The organism is Arthrobacter sp. P1_D12 (assembly GCF_056406175.1).
This window is the reverse complement of the sequence record NZ_JBFUAR010000012.1, coordinates 167,962-185,209: the sequence shown is the minus strand read 5'-3', so window position 1 is coordinate 185,209 and position 17,248 is coordinate 167,962. Positions and strand designations below refer to the sequence as shown.

At 69.3% G+C, this 17,248-nt stretch carries 12 protein-coding genes and 2 tRNA genes; 9 read left to right on the top strand and 5 right to left on the bottom strand.

Annotation, left to right across the window (positions count from 1 at the left end; genetic code table 11):
• Nucleotides 1-529: FAD/NAD(P)-binding protein (locus AC1DZV_RS10960; RefSeq protein ID WP_476952515.1), on the bottom strand; the 529-nt coding region annotated here is incomplete at its 3' end.
• Nucleotides 530-613: 84 nt separating this feature from the next.
• On the opposite strand from AC1DZV_RS10960, the gene AC1DZV_RS10955 reads away from it, so the two are divergent.
• From AC1DZV_RS10955 to AC1DZV_RS10940, 4 genes are all read left to right on the top strand, one after another.
• On the top strand, nt 614-2,908 hold the full coding sequence (locus AC1DZV_RS10955; protein ID WP_476953702.1) for a prolyl oligopeptidase family serine peptidase: 2,295 nt from the start codon (nt 614-616) through the stop codon (nt 2,906-2,908).
• A 146-nt stretch (nt 2,909-3,054) separates the two neighbouring features.
• Nucleotides 3,055-3,142: transfer RNA gene (locus AC1DZV_RS10950), tRNA-Ser, on the top strand.
• A 173-nt stretch (nt 3,143-3,315) separates the two neighbouring features.
• Entirely contained in the window at nt 3,316-4,947 is a 1,632-nt protein-coding gene (locus AC1DZV_RS10945) for a phytoene desaturase family protein (RefSeq protein ID WP_476953701.1), read from the top strand.
• 73 nt (nt 4,948-5,020) lie between these two features.
• On the top strand, nt 5,021-6,490 hold the full coding sequence (locus AC1DZV_RS10940) for an MFS transporter (protein ID WP_476949812.1): 1,470 nt from the start codon (nt 5,021-5,023) through the stop codon (nt 6,488-6,490).
• Here the strand turns inward: AC1DZV_RS10940 and AC1DZV_RS10935 are convergent.
• Complete coding sequence (locus AC1DZV_RS10935) at nt 6,435-8,615, bottom strand: RecQ family ATP-dependent DNA helicase (protein ID WP_476949813.1); 2,181 nt, start codon at nt 8,613-8,615, stop codon at nt 6,435-6,437. The genes AC1DZV_RS10940 and AC1DZV_RS10935 overlap by 56 nt on opposite strands.
• Nucleotides 8,616-8,739: 124 nt before the next feature.
• Between AC1DZV_RS10935 and AC1DZV_RS10930 the strand changes: the two genes are divergently transcribed.
• The 4 genes from AC1DZV_RS10930 to AC1DZV_RS10915 all read left to right on the top strand — a co-directional run bounded on the left by AC1DZV_RS10930 (nt 8,740) and on the right by AC1DZV_RS10915 (nt 12,524).
• Nucleotides 8,740-10,158, top strand: coding sequence for a phosphomannomutase/phosphoglucomutase (locus AC1DZV_RS10930; RefSeq protein WP_476949814.1), 1,419 nt, complete (start codon nt 8,740-8,742; stop codon nt 10,156-10,158).
• A gap of 2 nt (nt 10,159-10,160) precedes the next feature.
• A complete protein-coding gene (locus AC1DZV_RS10925; RefSeq protein WP_028278122.1) occupies nt 10,161-10,646 on the top strand; it encodes a hypothetical protein in 486 nt (161 codons plus the stop codon).
• 20 nt (nt 10,647-10,666) lie between these two features.
• The gene (locus AC1DZV_RS10920; RefSeq protein WP_476949815.1) at nt 10,667-11,116 is read left to right on the top strand and encodes an RrF2 family transcriptional regulator; all 450 of its coding nucleotides are present in this window, start codon (nt 10,667-10,669) and stop codon (nt 11,114-11,116) included.
• A gap of 247 nt (nt 11,117-11,363) precedes the next feature.
• Entirely contained in the window at nt 11,364-12,524 is a 1,161-nt protein-coding gene (locus AC1DZV_RS10915; protein WP_476949816.1) for a globin domain-containing protein, read from the top strand.
• An 89-nt stretch (nt 12,525-12,613) separates the two neighbouring features.
• On the opposite strand, the gene AC1DZV_RS10910 is transcribed toward AC1DZV_RS10915, so the two are convergent.
• Nucleotides 12,614-14,011: an FAD-binding oxidoreductase gene (locus AC1DZV_RS10910; protein ID WP_476949817.1), complete on the bottom strand. Its 1,398-nt coding sequence runs from the start codon at nt 14,009-14,011 to the stop codon at nt 12,614-12,616.
• Between the two features lie 110 nt (nt 14,012-14,121).
• The gene (locus tag AC1DZV_RS10905; RefSeq protein WP_476949818.1) at nt 14,122-15,957 is read right to left on the bottom strand and encodes a phosphoenolpyruvate carboxykinase (GTP); all 1,836 of its coding nucleotides are present in this window, start codon (nt 15,955-15,957) and stop codon (nt 14,122-14,124) included.
• A gap of 277 nt (nt 15,958-16,234) precedes the next feature.
• On the opposite strand from AC1DZV_RS10905, the gene AC1DZV_RS10900 reads away from it, so the two are divergent.
• Nucleotides 16,235-16,308: transfer RNA gene (locus AC1DZV_RS10900), tRNA-Arg, on the top strand.
• A gap of 148 nt (nt 16,309-16,456) precedes the next feature.
• Here AC1DZV_RS10900 and AC1DZV_RS10895 read toward each other — a convergent pair.
• The gene (locus tag AC1DZV_RS10895; RefSeq protein ID WP_028275178.1) at nt 16,457-17,185 is read right to left on the bottom strand and encodes a FadR/GntR family transcriptional regulator; all 729 of its coding nucleotides are present in this window, start codon (nt 17,183-17,185) and stop codon (nt 16,457-16,459) included.
• Nucleotides 17,186-17,248 lie beyond the last annotated feature (63 nt).

Below are 17,248 nucleotides of genomic sequence, written 5' to 3'. Positions count from 1 at the left end.
GCCCGGAGGCGGCCAGGTCCGGGCCCGGCGCCGCGGCGGCCTCCGCGGCGGCGTGGCGGACGGACGTCGCCGCCGCCGCGTGGAAGTCCACGCTGACGCCGCCCGGCAGCACGGTGAGCAGTTCCTCGAGGGTGGACCGCAGGTAACGGCCGTAGAGGGCCCGGCTGGGGAAGTCCGCCTCGCCGAGCCGGGAGAGCTCGGCACGTTCGTCGTCAGTGAGCGAAGGGTGCGGGTGGGCGTGCTGGAGTTCGCGCCACTGGTCGAATGTGCGCCCGGCCAGGGGCGGCACGAGTCCCGGGTCTTCGGGGACCACGGTGGGATAGAAGGACTGCGTGTTCATCAGGTACAGCCGTGACTGTCCGGGCTGCCAGACGTGCCCCGGGCCTGCCGGGTAAGGGTCGACCACGTCGATGTGCAGGGTGTCCGCGGAGCCGGCGGAGGCCCAGTTGGCGAGGAGCCGTTCCAGCACGCTCGTGCCCCGGGGACCGGCGCCTATCACTGCCGTCCGGATGCTTCGAGATATGCCCACGGCATCCAGCGTATCGGCAACCCGGCCGCCGGCTTGACCTCCGTGTGACTTGCCACTGCCGCACCGATGTTCTTGGATGGGAAAATGACCACCACAGAAGCTGACCACCCGTCCGCGTCCGGCGAGGCCACCGGCGCCCTCCCGGCTGGAGTGACTTCCCCCGAACCCGTCGACGAGAACATCTGGCTGGAGGACATCTACGGCCAGGAGCAGCTGGCGTGGGTCCGTGAACAGAACGCCCGCACCGAGGAGCTCCTCGAGGACGCCGACTACGCCGATCTGGAAGACCGGATCCTGGAGGTCCTCGACTCCACCGACCGGATCCCCATGGTGGGCAAGCATGGCGAGTGGTACTACAACTTCTGGAAGGACCGGGACAACCCCCGGGGCCTGTGGCGGCGCACCAGCTGGGACAGCTACCGGGCCGGGACCCCCGAGTGGGATGTCCTGCTGGATGTCGACGCCCTCGCCGCCGCCGAGGGCCAGGACTGGGTCTTCCACGGCGCCAACTTCCTCCGCCCGGCCCCGGGTAAACCCCACCGGCGGGCCCTGCTGGCGTTCTCCCCCGACGGCGGGGACGCCAACCGCCACCGGGAGTTCGACGTCGAGGCCCGCGGCTTCGTGGACCCGGCCGACGGCGGCTTCGACCTCCCGACCGGCAAGGGCAATGCCTCCTGGCTGGACGGGGACACCCTGCTGGTCGCCACCACCGCCAACGATCTGCCGCGGACCACCTCGTCCTATGCCCGCACCGGGGTTAAGCTGCGCCGCGGCGAGTCCCTGTCCCAGGCCGAGCAGCTGTTCGACATTCCCGAGGACCACATGATGGCGATCGTGGCCCACGACTCCACACCGGGCTTCGAACGCACGTTTGCCGTCGACTGGATCAGCTTTTTCGAGAAGAACACCTCGGTGCTGCGCGATGGTGGTTGGGTGCAGATCGACGTGCCGGCGGACGTGAACCTGAGCTCGCACCGTGAATGGCTGCTGTTCCGCCCGCAGCGTGACTGGACCGTCAACGGCACCACCCACCCGGCGGGCTCCCTGCTCGCGGCCGGCTTCGAGGACTTCCTCGCCGGTTCCCGGGACCTCGCCGTGCTCTTCACGCCCGATCCGCACACCTCCCTGCAGTCCTGGAGCTGGACGCGGGACTTCCTGCTGCTGAACCTGCTCCGGGACGTGTCCTCGGAGATCCACGTCCTGGATCCGCGGCGCCCCGGCACGGACGCCGCCTGGGCGGCCACTGTGCTGGACGCCTGCCCGCCCCTGCACGACGTCAATGCCTTCGCGGTGGATGACGAGGACGACGCCGAAGGCTCGGAGGACGACGGTACCGGCGGCGCCGCCTGGGTCGCCGAAGCCGAGGCGCCGGGCGCAGGGAACGACTTCTGGCTGGTGGCCACCGGCTTCACGACGCCGACCACCCTGACCCGCGGGACACTCGCCCGCGACAGTGACTGCGGGGCTGCCGAAGGCGTGACCAGCACGCACGAGGTGATAAGGACCTCGCCGTCGTTCTTCGACGAGGCCGGCTACGAGGTCCAGCAGCACTTCGCGGCCTCCAGCGACGGCACGAAGGTTCCGTACTTCCAGGTGGCCGCCAAGGACCTGGTGCTGGACGGCCAGAACCCGACCCAGCTTTCCGGCTACGGCGGCTTCGAGATTTCGCGGACGCCGGCGTACAGCGGCGCGATCGGCCGGGCGTGGCTGGAGCGGCGCACGGCGGAGTCCAGCGGCGTAGAGGGCGAGGGCACACACCGCCGCGGCGGCGTCTACGTGGTGGCGAACATCCGCGGCGGCGGCGAGTACGGGCCGGACTGGCACCGCGCCGCGCTGCAGGGCAACCGCCACCGGGCGTACGAGGACTTCGCCGCCGTCGCGAAGGACCTGATCTCCCGCGGCGTCACGTCCCGTCAGCGGCTCGGCTGCGTGGGCGGCTCCAACGGCGGACTGCTGGTGGGCAACATGCTCACCCAGTACCCGGAGCTGTTTGGCGCCGTGTCCTGCGGGGTCCCGCTCCTGGACATGCGCCGGTACACCAAACTGTCCGCGGGCTATTCCTGGATCGGCGAATACGGCGACCCCGACGTGCCCGAGCAGTGGGAGTTCCTGAAGACGTTTTCGCCGTACCACCTGCTCAAGGACGGCGTGGACTATCCGGAGACGTTTATTTGGACGGCGACTTCGGATGACCGGGTGGGGCCGGTCCAGGCCCGGAAGATGGCGGCCCGCATGCAGGCCATGGGCATCCCCAATGTCTGGTTCCACGAGGCGCTCGAGGGCGGCCACGCGGGGGCTTCGGACAACCGGCAGGCGGCGGCCCTGCAAAGCCGCAGCCAGCACTTCCTGTGGCGGGCCCTCGCCGGCACCGAGGCATAAGGCCCACACCCAAGCAACGCGGAGTCACTTAGCCCCCATCCGGAGGCCCGCATGGGCCGGATCTCACCCCGCGTTGCCCTGGAGCGGGCCGTTTTGCACTGCGTGGCACCTTCTGCGTATCCTTGGTTGGCTAGTTATTAGCAATTGGAGACGTGCCAGAGCGGCCGAATGGGCTTCACTGCTAATGAAGTGTGGGGCACAACTCCACCGGGGGTTCAAATCCCCCCGTCTCCGCGTTTGGCCCCGGTCCTCGGACCGGGGCCTTTTGCGTTCCCGGGCAGATCAGGGCGGATCGACGCCGTTCATTCGCGCTGGTCTGCCCCCGGCAGTCACGTCCCCCCGGCCCGGACCGTCCGGTGGCCGGACGCCTCACGCCCGCTGGCGGATCCGGATGGCAGGATAGGCCCATGTCGAGCAACACGGAATTTGACGCCATCATCGTCGGCGGCGGCCACAACGGACTGGCCGCGGCCGCGTACCTGGCCAAGGCCGGGCGGGACGTCCTGGTCCTGGAAAAGCTGGAACACGCCGGCGGCGCAGCGGTTTCCGCGCACGCGTTCGACGGCGTCGACGCCCGCCTCTCGCGCTACTCGTATCTCGTCAGCCTCCTGCCGCGGCAGATCATCGACGACCTCGGCCTGCGCATCACGCTGGCGCGGCGGCGCTATTCCTCCTACACCCCGGACCCCGCGGACGGCAGCCGGGCCCTGCTGGTGGACAACGGGGACGAGGCCGCCACGGCCGCGTCGTTCGCCGCCGTCGGCGCTCCCGACGGCGAGTTCGGCGCCTTCACCGCGTTCTACGCCGCGTGCCGGCAGCTCACGGAGGCTCTCTGGCCCACCATGACCGCGCCGCTGCTGGCGCGGTCCGACGCGCGGGCCCTCGCCGCCCGGGCCGGGGCCGACGCGGCGTGGGAGGCCATGATCGAACATCCCATCGGACAGGCGATCCGCCGGGAGCTGGGCAGCGACCTGGTCCGCGGTGTGGTCCTGACGGATGCGCTGATCGGTACCTTCGCCCGGGCTGACGACGAGGACCTGCAGCAAAACATCTGCTTCCTCTACCACCTGATCGGCGGCGGGACGGGGGACTGGGACGTGCCGGTCGGCGGCATGGGCGCGGTCTCCGGCGAACTGGAGCGGGCCGCGCGCGACGCCGGCGCGACCATCCTGACCTCCGCGGACGTCACCGCCGTCCGGCCCGGCGGCGCCGTGGACTACCGCCACGGCGGGCAGGACCATTCGTCTTCCGCCCGGTGGGTGCTGTCCAATGTGGCGCCCGTGGTCCTCGACCGGCTGCGCGGCCGGCCTGCCGCCGGCCTGTCAGCCGGCGCCGCTGCCGGCCCCAACCCGAACCATCACCGCGAGGGCGCGCAGGTCAAGGTCAACCTCCTGCTCAAACGCCTCCCGGAGCTGCTGGACGGATCCGTCAGCCCCGAGGCCGCGTTCGGCGGAACGTTCCACATCAACGAGACCTGGTCCCAGCTCGACGCCGCCTACAGCACCGCCGCCGCCGGATCCGTGCCCTCGCCGCTGCCGTGCGAAATCTACTGCCACTCGCTGACCGACCCCACCATCCTGTCCCCGGAACTGCAGGCCGCCGGCGCCCAGACGCTGACCGTCTTTGGCCTGCACGTCCCGAACCGGCTGGTCACGGCGGAGAACAACGAGGACCGCCGCGCCGAACTGCAGGCGGCCGTCCTGGCCTCCCTGAACTGCGTCCTGGCCGAGCCCGTCGAGGATCTGCTCCTGACCGGTCCGGACGGGCGGCCCTGCATCGAAACCAAGACCACCCTGGACATTGAACGCGCCGTCGGGATGCCCCGCGGCAACATCTTCCACGGCGGCCTCGACTGGCCGTTCGTGGAGGACGGCGAACCGCTGGACACCCCGGCGCGCCGCTGGGGCGTGGCCACGGACGATCCGCAGATCCTGCTCTGCGGCTCCGGCGCCCGCCGCGGCGGCGCCGTCAGTGCGATCGGCGGACACAACGCCGCCATGGCCGTGCTGGAATCGGAACCACCCCTGCACCATGCGTGAACCAGTGCAATGGGTGAACCAGTGCAATGGATGAGCCGGCGCTATGGGTGAACCGGACCGTGGGGACACGCGCATGAACGCCTCCCCGCGCGGCGCGGACCCTGCCGGGGGCAGCTGGAGCCCGCGACTGGCCCTGCTGGTGGCCGCGACGTTCTTCATGGAATTCCTCGACGGGACCGTCCTTACGACCGCCATACCCAGTATCGCCGCCGATTTCGCGGTGCCGGCCGCCGACGTGAACATCACCATGACCGCGTACCTGATGACGGTGGCGATGGGCATCCCGCTCAGCGGCTGGCTCGCGGAGCGGCTCGGTGCCCGCCGGGTGTTCTGCCTCGCCATCGCCAGCTTCACAGCCGCGTCACTGCTCTGCGCGCTCAGCCAGGACCTGACCATGCTCACGCTGAGCCGTGTCCTGCAGGGTGCCGGCGGCGCCATGATGGTCCCGGTGGGCACGCTGGTGGTGCTCCGCGGCACCCCGAAGAAGGATCTGCTGCGCGCGACGGCCTTCCTCGTGTGGCCCGGGCTGCTGGCCCCGGTCCTCGCCCCGCTGGTGGGCGGAGCGCTGACGACCTACCTGTCCTGGCACTGGATCTTCCTGGTCAACCTCCCCCTTGGCTTGGCAGCCTTCCTGGCCGCGCTGCGCCTGGTCCCCCCAGCACGCGGCGACAGCACGCGGCGCCTGGACTGGCTCGGACTGGTCCTGACCACGCTCGGGGTGGGATCCCTGCTGGTCGGCCTGGAATTGATGGGCGGCCGGGACGCCGGACTGCTGGCGGCCGCGGGGATCGCTGCGGGCCTGCTGTTCCTGGCCGCCGCCGCGGCCTGGATGCGGCGGACCAGCACGCCGCTGTTCAATCTGTCCGTCTTCGGCACGCGGACGTTCCGCGCGACGGCGACGGGAGGCTTCGTGTACCGCCTGACCATCAGCGCGGTGCCGTTCCTGCTGCCGCTGATGTTCCAGGTCGGTTTCGGCTGGGACCCGCTGCGCGCCGGGGCGATGGTGTCGGCCGTGTTCGTGGGGAACATCGGGATCAAGCCCGCCACGACGCCCCTGATCCGGCGTTTCGGGTTCAAGCCCGTCCTGGCGTTCGCGTCTCTGGCCTCCGCGGCCACTTTTGCGCTGTGCGCGCTGCTCGACGCCGGCACGCCGGAACCGCTGATTGTCGCGGTGCTCGTGGCCAGCGGGGCGTTCCGCTCGATCGGATTCTCGGCGTACGCGTCCGTGCAGTACGCCGACGTCGTCCCGGCCCAGCTGCCGTCCGCCAACGCAGTCTCCGCGACGCTCGTGCAGCTCGCCACCGCGGCCGGGATCGCGGTCGGGGCACTCCTGCTGCGGGTCTTCGAGGCAGGCAGCCGCGCGGGATCCACCGGGGTCGCCGGTGATCCGGCGGCGCCGTACCGGGCGGCGTTCCTGGCCATCGCGGTCCTGATGCTCCTGAGCACCCTGGACAGCCTGGCCCTCCCCCGCCACGCCGGTGCTGAGGTCAGCCGGCTTGGCCCAGCACCAGCGGCAGAACGGCGCCGGCGCCCGCGAGCCTGAGGGCCCGGCCGGAGACGGTCAGGGTCCAGCGGCTGTCCACGAGGTCGTCCACCAACATGACGCTCTGGCCACGGATTCCGGCCAAAGCCTCCTCCAGCTCCGGTCCCACCACCAGGCGGTCCCAGACGCCGGCGAGCCGGTAGGCGCTGTTCCCGCCACGGCCGCCGGTGGGTCCGCCGTGGTTGAGCTGCATTTGGCCCAGATACGGGATGCGGCCGATCTCGGAGATCCCGCGGGCCAGGGAATCCACCAGCAACGGCTTCCCGCGGGAGGGCAGGCTGATGATCGCGGCAGGCCGGCCGGCCCCGCTCCAGCCAGCGGTCCGGGCATCTCCGGTGCCCCACTCCCGGAGCACCTGGACGCAGGCCTGCAGCATGCCCGGGTCCACGGGCCGGTCGGGCGCACCGGCGGCGAAGGCCTCCCGCAGGGCCCCGCCCCAGCCAAGGTCCGTCAGGCGCGCCAGCACCCGGCCGTCCGCGAGGGCCTCATCCGGCTTGATCTTGCCCTTGACCGGCACGCCCAGACGGTCCATGCCGCTGGGCCACTGCAGCCGCGGTTCCAGGGCGACGCCGGCCCGGCGCAGGGTCTGCCCGGCGGTCTCCGTGGCGTCCTCGGCGATGTCGGCGCGGAACCAGCGGCCCGCGCAGTTGTCGCAGCGGCCGCAGGCGCGGGCCGTTTCGTCGTCCAGCACCGAGGTGATGTATTCCATCCGGCAGCCGGCCGTGTCCTGGTAGATGACCATCGAGTCCTGTTCATCCACCCGGGCCTCGGCGATCCGGCCGTACCGCTCGGCGTCGTAGTTCCACGGCTGTCCCGTGGAACGCCAGCCGCCGCCGACGCGTTCGACGGCGCCGTCCACGGCCAGGACTTTCAGCAGCAGCTCCAGCGGGGTGCGGCGCAGGTCCACCCGGGCCTCGAGCGCCACCGTGGACACCGCCGTGCCTGCCTCGGCGAGGGCCGTCAGGACCGCGGCAGCCTTCTCCTCGGACGGCATGGACGCCGTGGCGAAGTACTGCCAGATGTCGCGGTCCTCGGATCCCGGCAGCAGCAGGACGTCGGCGTTCGCCGCGCCACGGCCGGCGCGGCCCACCTGCTGGTAGTACGCCACCGGCGACGACGGCGCGCCCAGGTGCACGACGAAGCCGAGGTCCGGCTTGTCGAAACCCATGCCGAGGGCGGAGGTGGCCACGAGCGCCTTGACCTGGTTGTCCTTCAGGAGCTGCTCGGCGCGTTCCCGGTCCGCGGGGTCCGTGCGGCCGGTGTAGGCGAGGACCTCGTGCCCCGCCTCGGCCAGCAGGCGGGCGGTGTCCTCGGCGGCGGACACGGTGAGGGTGTAGATGATGCCGCTGCCCTGCAGATCTTGCAGGTGGGTCAGCAGCCAGCCGAGGCGTTCGCGGGAATCGGGCAGGGTCAGGACACCGAGCCGGAGCGAATCCCGGCCCAGGGCGCCACGGATGGTGAGCACGTCCTTGCCGAGCTGTTCCTCGATGTCATGCACCACCCGGGAGTTGGCCGTGGCGGTGGTGGCGAGCACCGGGACCGTGTCCGGGAGCTGCGTGATGAGGTCCGCGATGCGCCGGTAGTCGGGGCGGAAGTCGTGGCCCCAGTCCGAGATGCAGTGGGCCTCGTCAATCACCAGCAGCCCGGTCCGGCGGACGAGCTCGGGCAGCTGGTTTTCCCGGAAGGACGGGTTGGTGAGTCGTTCCGGCGAGACCAGCAGGACGTCCACTTCATCGGCGGCGAGCTGCTCGCGGACAGTGTCCCAGTCCAGCTGGTTTGCGGAGTTGATCGCCACCGCCCGCACCCCGGCCCGCGCCGCGGCCGCGACCTGGTCCCGCATGAGGGCCAGGAGCGGGGACACGATCAGGGTGGGCCCGGCGCCGCGGCGGCGCAGCAGCAGGGAGGCGACAAAGTACACGGCCGACTTCCCCCAGCCGGTGCGCTGCACCACCAGGGCCCGCCTGCCGCCGTCGACCAGGGCCTCAATGGCCTCGAACTGGCCGTCATGGAACTCGGCTTCAGGATGGCCCACGAGCTCCCGCAGTACGTTCTGGGCCTGTTCCCGGGTCGAGGCCGTGGGGTCGGCGAGGGCAGTGCTGGAAAGGGCGTTCTGGTTACTGGCCATTGCTTCAGTATCCCAGCCCCCTCCGACAGCCACGAAGCCGGTACCTGCTATGTGCACAAACCAGGCGTGTAGACAACGGTGCGGACAGGCCGGCGCGTCAGGGCCGCAACGTAAGATAAGACGCGTGACTACGGATAAGACAAAGACTTTTGACCTCTCGACCTCGTTCAAGGCCTACGACGTGCGCGGAATCGTGGGGCAATCCATCACCGCGGAGATCGTCGAAGCCGTCGGTGCCGCCTTCGTCGACGTCCTGGAACTCACAGGGCAGACCGTGCTGGTGGGCGGGGACATGCGCCCTTCCTCCCCCGAGTTCGCCAAAGCCTTCGCGAACGGCGCAGCCACCCGCGGCGCCAACGTCCAGCTGCTGGACCTGATCTCCACCGACGAGCTCTACTACGCGTGCGGGGCCCTCAACGCCGCCGGCGCCACGTTCACCGCGAGCCACAACCCGGCCGAATACAACGGCATCAAGATGGCCAAGGCCGGCGCCGTGCCGATCTCCTCCGAAACCGGGCTCATGGAAATCCAGGCCCGCGCCGAGGAATACCTCAACGCCGGCGCCATCCCCGCGGCCGGCAGCACTGGCCTGATTGGCGTGCAGGACGTCCTCAAGGGCTACGCGGAGTACCTGCGGTCCCTGGTGGACCTGCGCGGTTCCCGGCCGCTGAAGGTTGTGGTGGATGCCGGCAACGGCATGGCCGGCCTCACCACCCCCGCCGTGCTTGGCGATGCCCTGCTGCCCAAGCTTCCGCTGGAGATCGTGCCGCTGTACTTCGAGCTCGACGGATCCTTCCCGAACCACCCGGCCAACCCGCTGGAGCCGGAAAATCTGCGCGACCTGCAGGCCGCCGTCGTCGAGCACGGCGCGGACATCGGCCTGGCCTTCGACGGCGACGCCGACCGCTGCTTCGTGATCGACGAGAAGGGCGCGCCTGTCTCGCCGTCGGCCATCACCGGTATGGTGGCCCGCCGCGAAATCGCCCGCGCCCAGGGCCTCGGTGAAGACACGCCCACCGTCATCCACAACCTGCTGACCTCCCGCGCGGTTCCCGAACTCGTCGAACGCCACGGCGGCCGGCCCGTCCGCACCCGCGTGGGGCACTCCTTCATCAAGGCCGTCATGGCCGCGGAAGGGGCCATCTTCGGCGGGGAACACTCGGCCCACTTCTACTTCCGCGACTTCTGGAATGCGGACACCGGCATGCTGGCCGCCATGCACGTCCTCGCCGCCCTGGGCGAACAGGAGGGCCCGCTCTCCGAACTCGGCCGCGAATACGAGCCGTACCGGTCATCCGGTGAGATCAACTCGGAAATCGAGGACAAGGCCGCCGCGGTCGAGCGGGTCCGCGAGGACTTCCACGACGAGGACGTCGAGGTCGACTACCTCGACGGCAGCACCTTCATCGCCACCGACGGCAGCTACTGGTTCAACCTGCGCCCGTCCAACACCGAACCGTTCCTGCGCCTCAACGTTGAAGCCACGGACGCCGCCACCATGGAACGCGTCCGCGACCGCGTCCTGGCGCTGGTCCGGGGCTAGCGGTGGCAGTACACCCGGAAGAATCCGCCAACACCGGATCCTGGCGCGAATCCGTGCCGGACGCCAGCGCCACGGACCTGGAGAACCTGCTCGGCACCGGCGTCGGTGCCGCGCAGGAGCAGCTGGAACGCAACGGCGGCTTCCTGCCCTTCGCCCTGGTGGTGCAGAACGACGGCGAAGTCCGGCTGGTGGCAGTCACACCCGCCGACGCGAGCGACGGATCGGACGCCGACTTCGACGCGGACGCCATGATCCGGGACCTCCACGAGTTGCTCCGGCAGCACCGGGAGGAGTTCCGGGCCGCCGCCGTCGTCTGCGACATCACGCTGCTCGAGGAAGACTCGGACGCCATCCACGTCGCGGCAGAGCACCAGGACGGCTCCCTGTTCGCCGCCGTACTGCCCTACGCCGCGAACGCCGGGACGCACGAACTCGAATTCGGCCAGCTGGCCGCCGATACCAACGAGCCCGCCGTCTGGGTGGACTAGACCGCCCTTAGGCTGGGGATATGAAGATCAATGCGTTCGCCGATGTGAGCCTTCGCGCTTTGCTGGTGCTCGCGGCCGTTCCGGACGGCGGGCTCCTGACCACCCAGAGCATCGCCGACGCTGTCGGCACGCCGTACAACCACGTGAGCAAGGCGATGGCGAAGCTGCGCGCACTGGGGCTGATCGAGGTCGAACGCGGCCGCAACGGCGGATCCCGGCTGAGCAGCGCCGGCCGGACCGCAACGGTCGGCCAGCTGCTGCGCCAACTCGACACCCGCCTGGACCCGGCCGACTGCGTCGCCACGGGCGGGACGTGCCCGCTCATCACCGAATGCCGGCTCCGGGCCGCGCTGGCCCGGGCCCGCGAAGCCTTCTATGGCGAACTCGACGGGATCGTGATCGCGTCGCTGCCGACCTCCCGGCAGATGGCGCCCGTCTTTGCGGCGATCGGGCTGCGCCCGGGGCTTTAAGCGGCCCGGCAGGTTCGGGCCGCCGTCCGGCATGGCGTTTACGAACGTGGGCACCACCGGTTCCTTCCCCGGCAGCGACACTTGCCACTGACACCCGCCCATTCCCGCCGCCGCCACGCCCGGAATCCCGTCGATTTGGAATAGATTTCTACGCAGTGTAGAACTTAGGCATAGATATTTGCATTTGAAATGCAAGTATCGCCGCGGACCCGGCTGACGACGCCGGGCCACTACCTCAGGAGTCAACATGCTCTCGGACAAGTCCTTCCCCGTCATCGAGGCCACCCTGCCGCTGGTCGGTTCCCGGATCGGGGACATCACCCCCAAGTTCTACGCCCGCCTCTTCGCCGCCCACCCCGAACTGCTGGACGGCCTGTTCAGCCGCTCCAACCAGCGCTCAGGCAATCAGCAGCAGGCCCTGGCCGGAAGCATCGCCGCCTTCGCCAGCCACCTGGTGAACAACCCGGACACCCTGCCGGAGACCGTGCTGTCCCGGATCGCGCACCGTCACGCTTCCCTCGGCATCACCGAACCGCAGTACCAGGTGGTCTACGAGCACCTCTTCGCCGCCATCGCCGAGGACCTCGCCGAGGTCATCACCCCCGAAATCGCCGAAGCCTGGACCGAGGTCTACTGGCTCATGGCGGACGCCCTCATCAAGCTCGAGAAGGGCCTCTACGCCGCCCAGGCCAACGCCAAGATGTGGACCCCCTGGAAGGTTGCCGCCAAGACTCCGGCCGGCACCGGCTCCATGACCTTCACCCTGGAACCGGCAGACGACACCCCCATCACCGCGGCGCTGCCGGGCCAGTACGTCAGCGTCAAGGTCACGCTTCCGGACGGGCTCCGCCAGGTCCGCCAGTACTCCCTCTCCGGCGACGCCGGCACCAGCCGCAGCTTCACCACCAAGCTCGACGACGGCGGCGAGGTTTCCCCCGTGCTGCACAACAACGTGGCCGTGGGCGACGTCATCGAAATCTCCAACCCCTACGGCGAAATCACGCTCGCGGAGGGCGACGGCCCCGTGGTCCTGGCCTCGGCCGGCATCGGCTGCACGCCCACGGCGTCCATTCTGCGCTCCCTGGCCGAGTCCGGCTCGGACCGCCAGGTCCTGGTCCTGCACGCCGAAAGCACCCTGGACAGCTGGGCGCTGCGCTCCCAGATGACGGACGACGTCGAACGCCTGGACGGCGCCGACCTGCAGCTCTGGCTCGAGCAGCCCGAAGCCGGTTCCAACGCAGGCTTTATGTCCCTGCGCGAGGTGGACCTCCCGGCCAACGCCTCGCTCTACCTGTGTGGCCCGCTGCCGTTCATGAAGAACATCCGCAACGAGGCCATCAACGCCGGCATCCCGGCCACGAAGATCCACTACGAGGTCTTCGGCCCGGACATCTGGCTCGCCAGCTAAAGCACTCATCGACGGCGGCCCCGCACTTCTTCGTGAAGGTGGGGGGCCGCCGTCGTGAAGCGGTGCCCGCGGAGCCCGCACAGAGCGCGTCAGCCCGCCGACGGCACCCCGGTGATCGCGTGGCCGAAGCGCAGGAGGTTGCCGGGGTCGTACGTGGACTTCGCGGACCGCATCCGCTCATAGACCTCAGGAGACCACGCCCGGGCCCGGTCGGCCTCGTCGCCCGGCTCGCCATGGAAATTGACCAGCGTGTACCCGGTGGAGTGCGGAGCCATCGCGGCCAGGATCCCGCTGATGGAGGCCGATACGGCCTCGGCAAGGGGCGGTATCTTGAACCCGACGAGGAACAGCAGGAAGGCCGCGTCCCGCCCCGACACGGCGTCCGGCAACGCATCCGGCACTGCAGCAGTCCGCGCCAGCGCGCCACCGAGCGGCCGGACCTCCACCAGCAGCAGCGGGCAGTCCGAACCGTCCCCGGTGAGCTCGAGCAGGTCAGCCACGGCATCGTCGCCGAAATCCTTCAGGAGCGCGCCGCCGTCCATGAAGGGCAGCGGGTCCGCCGGGTCCATGTGGATCTGGTCAACGTCGAGGTAGCTCATGGGCCCGGCCGTGTCCATCAACGGGGTCGAGACCGCCCGCATCGGGGCCAGCAGCGCGTCGCCGGCCTCGCGCTTGCCCAGGAAGGCAAAGCGCAGGTGCACGACGAACTGGTTCCGCAGCGGCTCGGGAACGAAGTCCATATCCGGAAGCCGCAGCAGCGAGATCGAGGGTGAGGCATCTTCGGGCAGCGTGGGCAGCCAGTGGCGGAAGGCAGCCAGGACGTTGGCCGCATCCGCCCCGGGATAGATGATGCCGCCGCCGTAGAAGTCACTGAACGGAAAGAGACTGAACTCGAGGGCGGTCACGATCCCCAGGTTGCCCTTGCCGCCGCGCATCAGTGCAAACAGCTCGGCCTCGGCGTCGGCGTCGATCCGCCGCAGCGCGCCGTCGGCCGTAACAATTTCCATGCTGCGGACATGGTCCGCCGCGAAGCCGTGGGCGCGGCCGAGCACGGGCAGCCCGCCGCCGAGCGTGTAGCCGACGACGCCGACGTCGGTGCTGGAGCCGTGCAATCCGACGAGCCCGTGCGGCACGCTGGCCTCCAAGAGGGTGCGCCACTTCACCCCGGCGCCGACGCGTGCGGTGCGTTCATCCGGATCGATCTGCAGGTCCTGCAGCCGGCGTGTGTTGATGAGCAGGCCGCCATCGATCGCCGATTCGGCGCCGTGCCCGGTGGACTGGACGGACACGGGAAGCCTGCGCTCGGCCGCCCATTTAACCGCGGCCACGACGTCAAGGGCATCTGCGGCCCCCAGAACGACGTCGGGCCGGTGCACTGTTGCGACGTTGAAGGCGAACGTCTCCTCCGCGAATTCGGGGCTGTCCGGCAACGCGACCGGGCCGCTGACAGCGCTGGACAAAGCATCGATGTCGTCGTTGACAAGCATGAGGAACTCCTGAATCTCGCTTACCGCGAGCAGGTCGGGGGCCGCATCTTCCSGGAAGATGCGGGGCCGCCGTCGCTATTGCACTGTTATAGGTGCTGTTGTGCTGGCTGCTACTGCTCGGCAGCCATGCGCTCCTTCAGTCCTGCGAGTTCGGCGCGCAGCGCCTCGGGCAGCGAGCTGCCGAAGTTGGCGAACCACTCCTCGATCGAGGCCAGCTCGGTGGTCCACTCCGCGGGGTCGACACGGACGGCCTCTTCAACCTGGGCCGGGGTCATGTCCAGGCCCTTGAGGTCGATCGCGTCAGCGGTGGGGACGAACCCGATGGGGGTCTCCACGGCGTCGGCCTTGCCCTCGAGGCGTTCGATGGCCCACTTCAGGACCCGGGCGTTGTCACCGAATCCGGGCCAGGCGAATCCGCCCTCGGAATTGCGGCGGAACCAGTTGACCAGGAAGATCTTGGGCAGCCGCTCCGGGTTAGCCTTCGCGGACAGGTTGACCCAGTGGTTCAGGTAATCGCCTGCGTCGTAGCCGATGAAGGGCAGCATGGCCATCGGATCCCGGCGGACAACGCCGACGGCACCGGCTGCCGCGGCGGTGGTCTCCGAGGACAGGGTGGAGCCCATGAAGATGCCGTTGGACCAGCTGCGCGCCTCGGTGACCAGCGGGATGGTGGTCTTGCGGCGGCCGCCGAACAGGATCGCGGAAAGCTCCACGCCGTCCGGGTTGTAGTACTCCTCGGCCAGCATGTCGATCTGGTCGATCGGCGTGCAGAAGCGGGAGTTCGGGTGGGCGGCGGGCTTGTCCGAATCCGGGGTCCAGGAGTTGCCCTGCCAGTCGGTCAGGTGCGCGGGCACCTCGTCGGTCATGCCCTCCCACCACACACCGCCGTCGTCCGTCAGGGCGACGTTGGTGAAGATGCTGTGGCCCTTGGCGATGGCGCGCATCGCGTTGGGGTTGGTGCCCCAGCCGGTGCCCGGAGCCACGCCGAACAGGCCGGCCTCGGGGTTGACGGCGCGGAGCTCGCCTTCCTTGCCGAACCGCATCCAGGTGATGTCGTCCCCGAGGGTTTCGACCTTCCAGCCTTCGATGGTCGGATCCAGCAGGGCGAGGTTGGTCTTGCCGCAGGCCGACGGGAAGGCGGCGGAGATGTAGTAGTTCTTCTGCTCCGGCGAGGTCAGCTTGAGGATGAGCATGTGCTCGGCAAGCCAGCCTTCGTCGCGGGCCATCACCGAGGCGATGCGCAGGGCGTAGCACTTCTTGCCGAGCAGGGCGTTGCCGCCGTAGCCGGAGCCGAAGGACCAGATGGAGCGCTCCTCCGGGAAGTGGACAATCCACTTGTCCGGGTTGCAGGGCCACGGGACATCGGCCTGGCCGGGGGCCAGCGGGGCGCCCAGGGAGTGCAGTGCGGGGACGAAGAACGCGTTGGTAGCGGTGATCTTGTCCAGGACCTTGGTGCCGATGGTGGCCATAATGCGCATGGAGGCCACAACGTAGGCACTGTCGGTGATTTCGACGCCGAACTTGGGGTCCTCGGCGTCCAGGTGGCCCATCACGAAGGGGATCACGTACATGGTGCGGCCGCGCATGGAGCCGGCGAACAGGCCGCGCAGCTTTTCCTTCATCTGCGCCGGGGCCATCCAGTTGTTGGTGAAGCCGGCGTCGTGCTCCTTCTCGGAGCAGATGAAGGTCTGCTCTTCGACCCGGGCCACGTCGGCGGGGTCGGAGAAGGCCGCGAACGACTTGGGGAAGAGGTCCTCGTTGAGGCGGGTCAGGGTGCCGGCGGCAACGAGCTCGTCCGTCAGCCGGGTGTTTTCCGCTTCCGACCCGTCAACCCAGTAGATCCGGTCCGGCTGGGTCAGTTGAGCTACCTCTTCTACCCATGCCAGTAGACCGGCATGTGTGGTGGGTGCTTTTTCAAGCAACGGCAGTCGCGCCAGATCTCCCATTACGGTTCCCTTCCTCGGGTTCAGTGGTGTGTCCTAAATGCTAGGGCTCGGCAGGGGGCCCATTTCGGGCCCGGACGTGGGATGACCGGGGCGGAGCAATTCAAAAACCGCGGAAATTCAAGGAACTGGCCGGCCATCATCCCTCCTTTTTGTGACTAAGGTCACGTAGACCGGTCTAGTCGGCTAGATTACACCCGTTTCGATTTGTAACTGGGCCCGGGCTCGCGTAAAGTAATTCGAGGTTCGGGGAGCGAGAAGTTCTCCAAGAGCCGAGAATGCGCCCATAGCTCAGCTGGATAGAGCGTCTGTCTACGGAACAGAAGGTCAGGGGTTCGAATCCCTTTGGGCGCACAGATGAAGATCCGCCCCGGTTCGCCGGGGCGGATCTTTTGCTTTAACCGCCTACTGCCCTAGGCGCCAGGGCGCCGGGCCGGCTGCCTTAGGCGGCGGGCTGGGCGCCGGCGGCAGCCGTTGGGCCGGAGCGGCCCGGCCGCAGGGCTCAGGCCGTGGTCCGGACGATGATGGTGCGGATGTCGTCGAAATGCGTGCTGAGCCGCTCGGAGGCGAGGGCCTTGTCCGCCGTTGCGACCGCCTCATAGATCCCCCGGTGCACTGCGGCCGTTGCCTGCAGGTCGACGGCGTACGGTCCGCCGAGTTCGAGGTGGATCCGGCGGTAGACCTTCCAGAAGACGTCCATCAGGCTGATCAGCAGGTCGTTGTTCAGCGGCTCGAAAAGCCTGCGGTGGAACTCCGCGTCGGCCTCGATGAAGGGCTCCCCCGCGTCGGCCAGCGCTTCCATGCGGTTCACGGACTCCTCCACGGCGGCCAGCTGTTCTGCGCTGATCCGGTCCATGGCGGCGCCGACCAGGCCGGATTCGAGTGCTTGCCGGACCTCCACGAGCTGCAGGGCTTCCTCGCCCTGATGGCGCAGCGACAGCCGGGCGCGGAAAGTGAGCCCATCGGTCAGGGCCTCGAAATTGCTCGGCGCCACGAACATGCCGAATCCGTGGCGGATCTCAATGACGCCCAGCGCCTGGAGCGCCTTCAAGGACTCCCGCAGGGTGTTGCGGCCGACGCCGAGTGCCGCCGTCAGCTCGTTTTCGGTCGGCAGCGGGTCGCCGGGAACCAGGTCGCGTTCCAGGATCAGCTCCAGGATGTCCGACTGGAGCGCCCGGAGCCGGGCCTGGGCGCTGAACCTTGCCAGCGGTATGGCCGGGCCTGTTGTCATGTTGCGTGCGGCCATGGCCGCCTCCTCCCCCAAGTATGGTCCCAACAGTATCGACCGTCCCCC

Excerpts from the sequence above, each read along its gene's own strand:
- AC1DZV_RS10935 (WP_476949813.1), bottom strand. The coding sequence starts at position 8,615 with ATGGCCAGTAACCAGAACGCCCTTTCCAGCACTGCCCTCGCCGACCCC.
- AC1DZV_RS10920 (WP_476949815.1), top strand. The coding sequence starts at position 10,667 with ATGAAGATCAATGCGTTCGCCGATGTGAGCCTTCGCGCTTTGCTGGTG.
- AC1DZV_RS10905 (WP_476949818.1), bottom strand. The coding sequence starts at position 15,957 with ATGGGAGATCTGGCGCGACTGCCGTTGCTTGAAAAAGCACCCACCACA.
- AC1DZV_RS10915 (WP_476949816.1), top strand. The coding sequence starts at position 11,364 with ATGCTCTCGGACAAGTCCTTCCCCGTCATCGAGGCCACCCTGCCGCTG.
- AC1DZV_RS10945 (WP_476953701.1), top strand. The coding sequence starts at position 3,316 with ATGTCGAGCAACACGGAATTTGACGCCATCATCGTCGGCGGCGGCCAC.
- AC1DZV_RS10895 (WP_028275178.1), bottom strand. The coding sequence starts at position 17,185 with ATGACAACAGGCCCGGCCATACCGCTGGCAAGGTTCAGCGCCCAGGCC.
- AC1DZV_RS10940 (WP_476949812.1), top strand. The coding sequence starts at position 5,021 with ATGAACGCCTCCCCGCGCGGCGCGGACCCTGCCGGGGGCAGCTGGAGC.
- AC1DZV_RS10955 (WP_476953702.1), top strand. The coding sequence starts at position 614 with ATGACCACCACAGAAGCTGACCACCCGTCCGCGTCCGGCGAGGCCACC.
- AC1DZV_RS10910 (WP_476949817.1), bottom strand. The coding sequence starts at position 14,011 with ATGCTTGTCAACGACGACATCGATGCTTTGTCCAGCGCTGTCAGCGGC.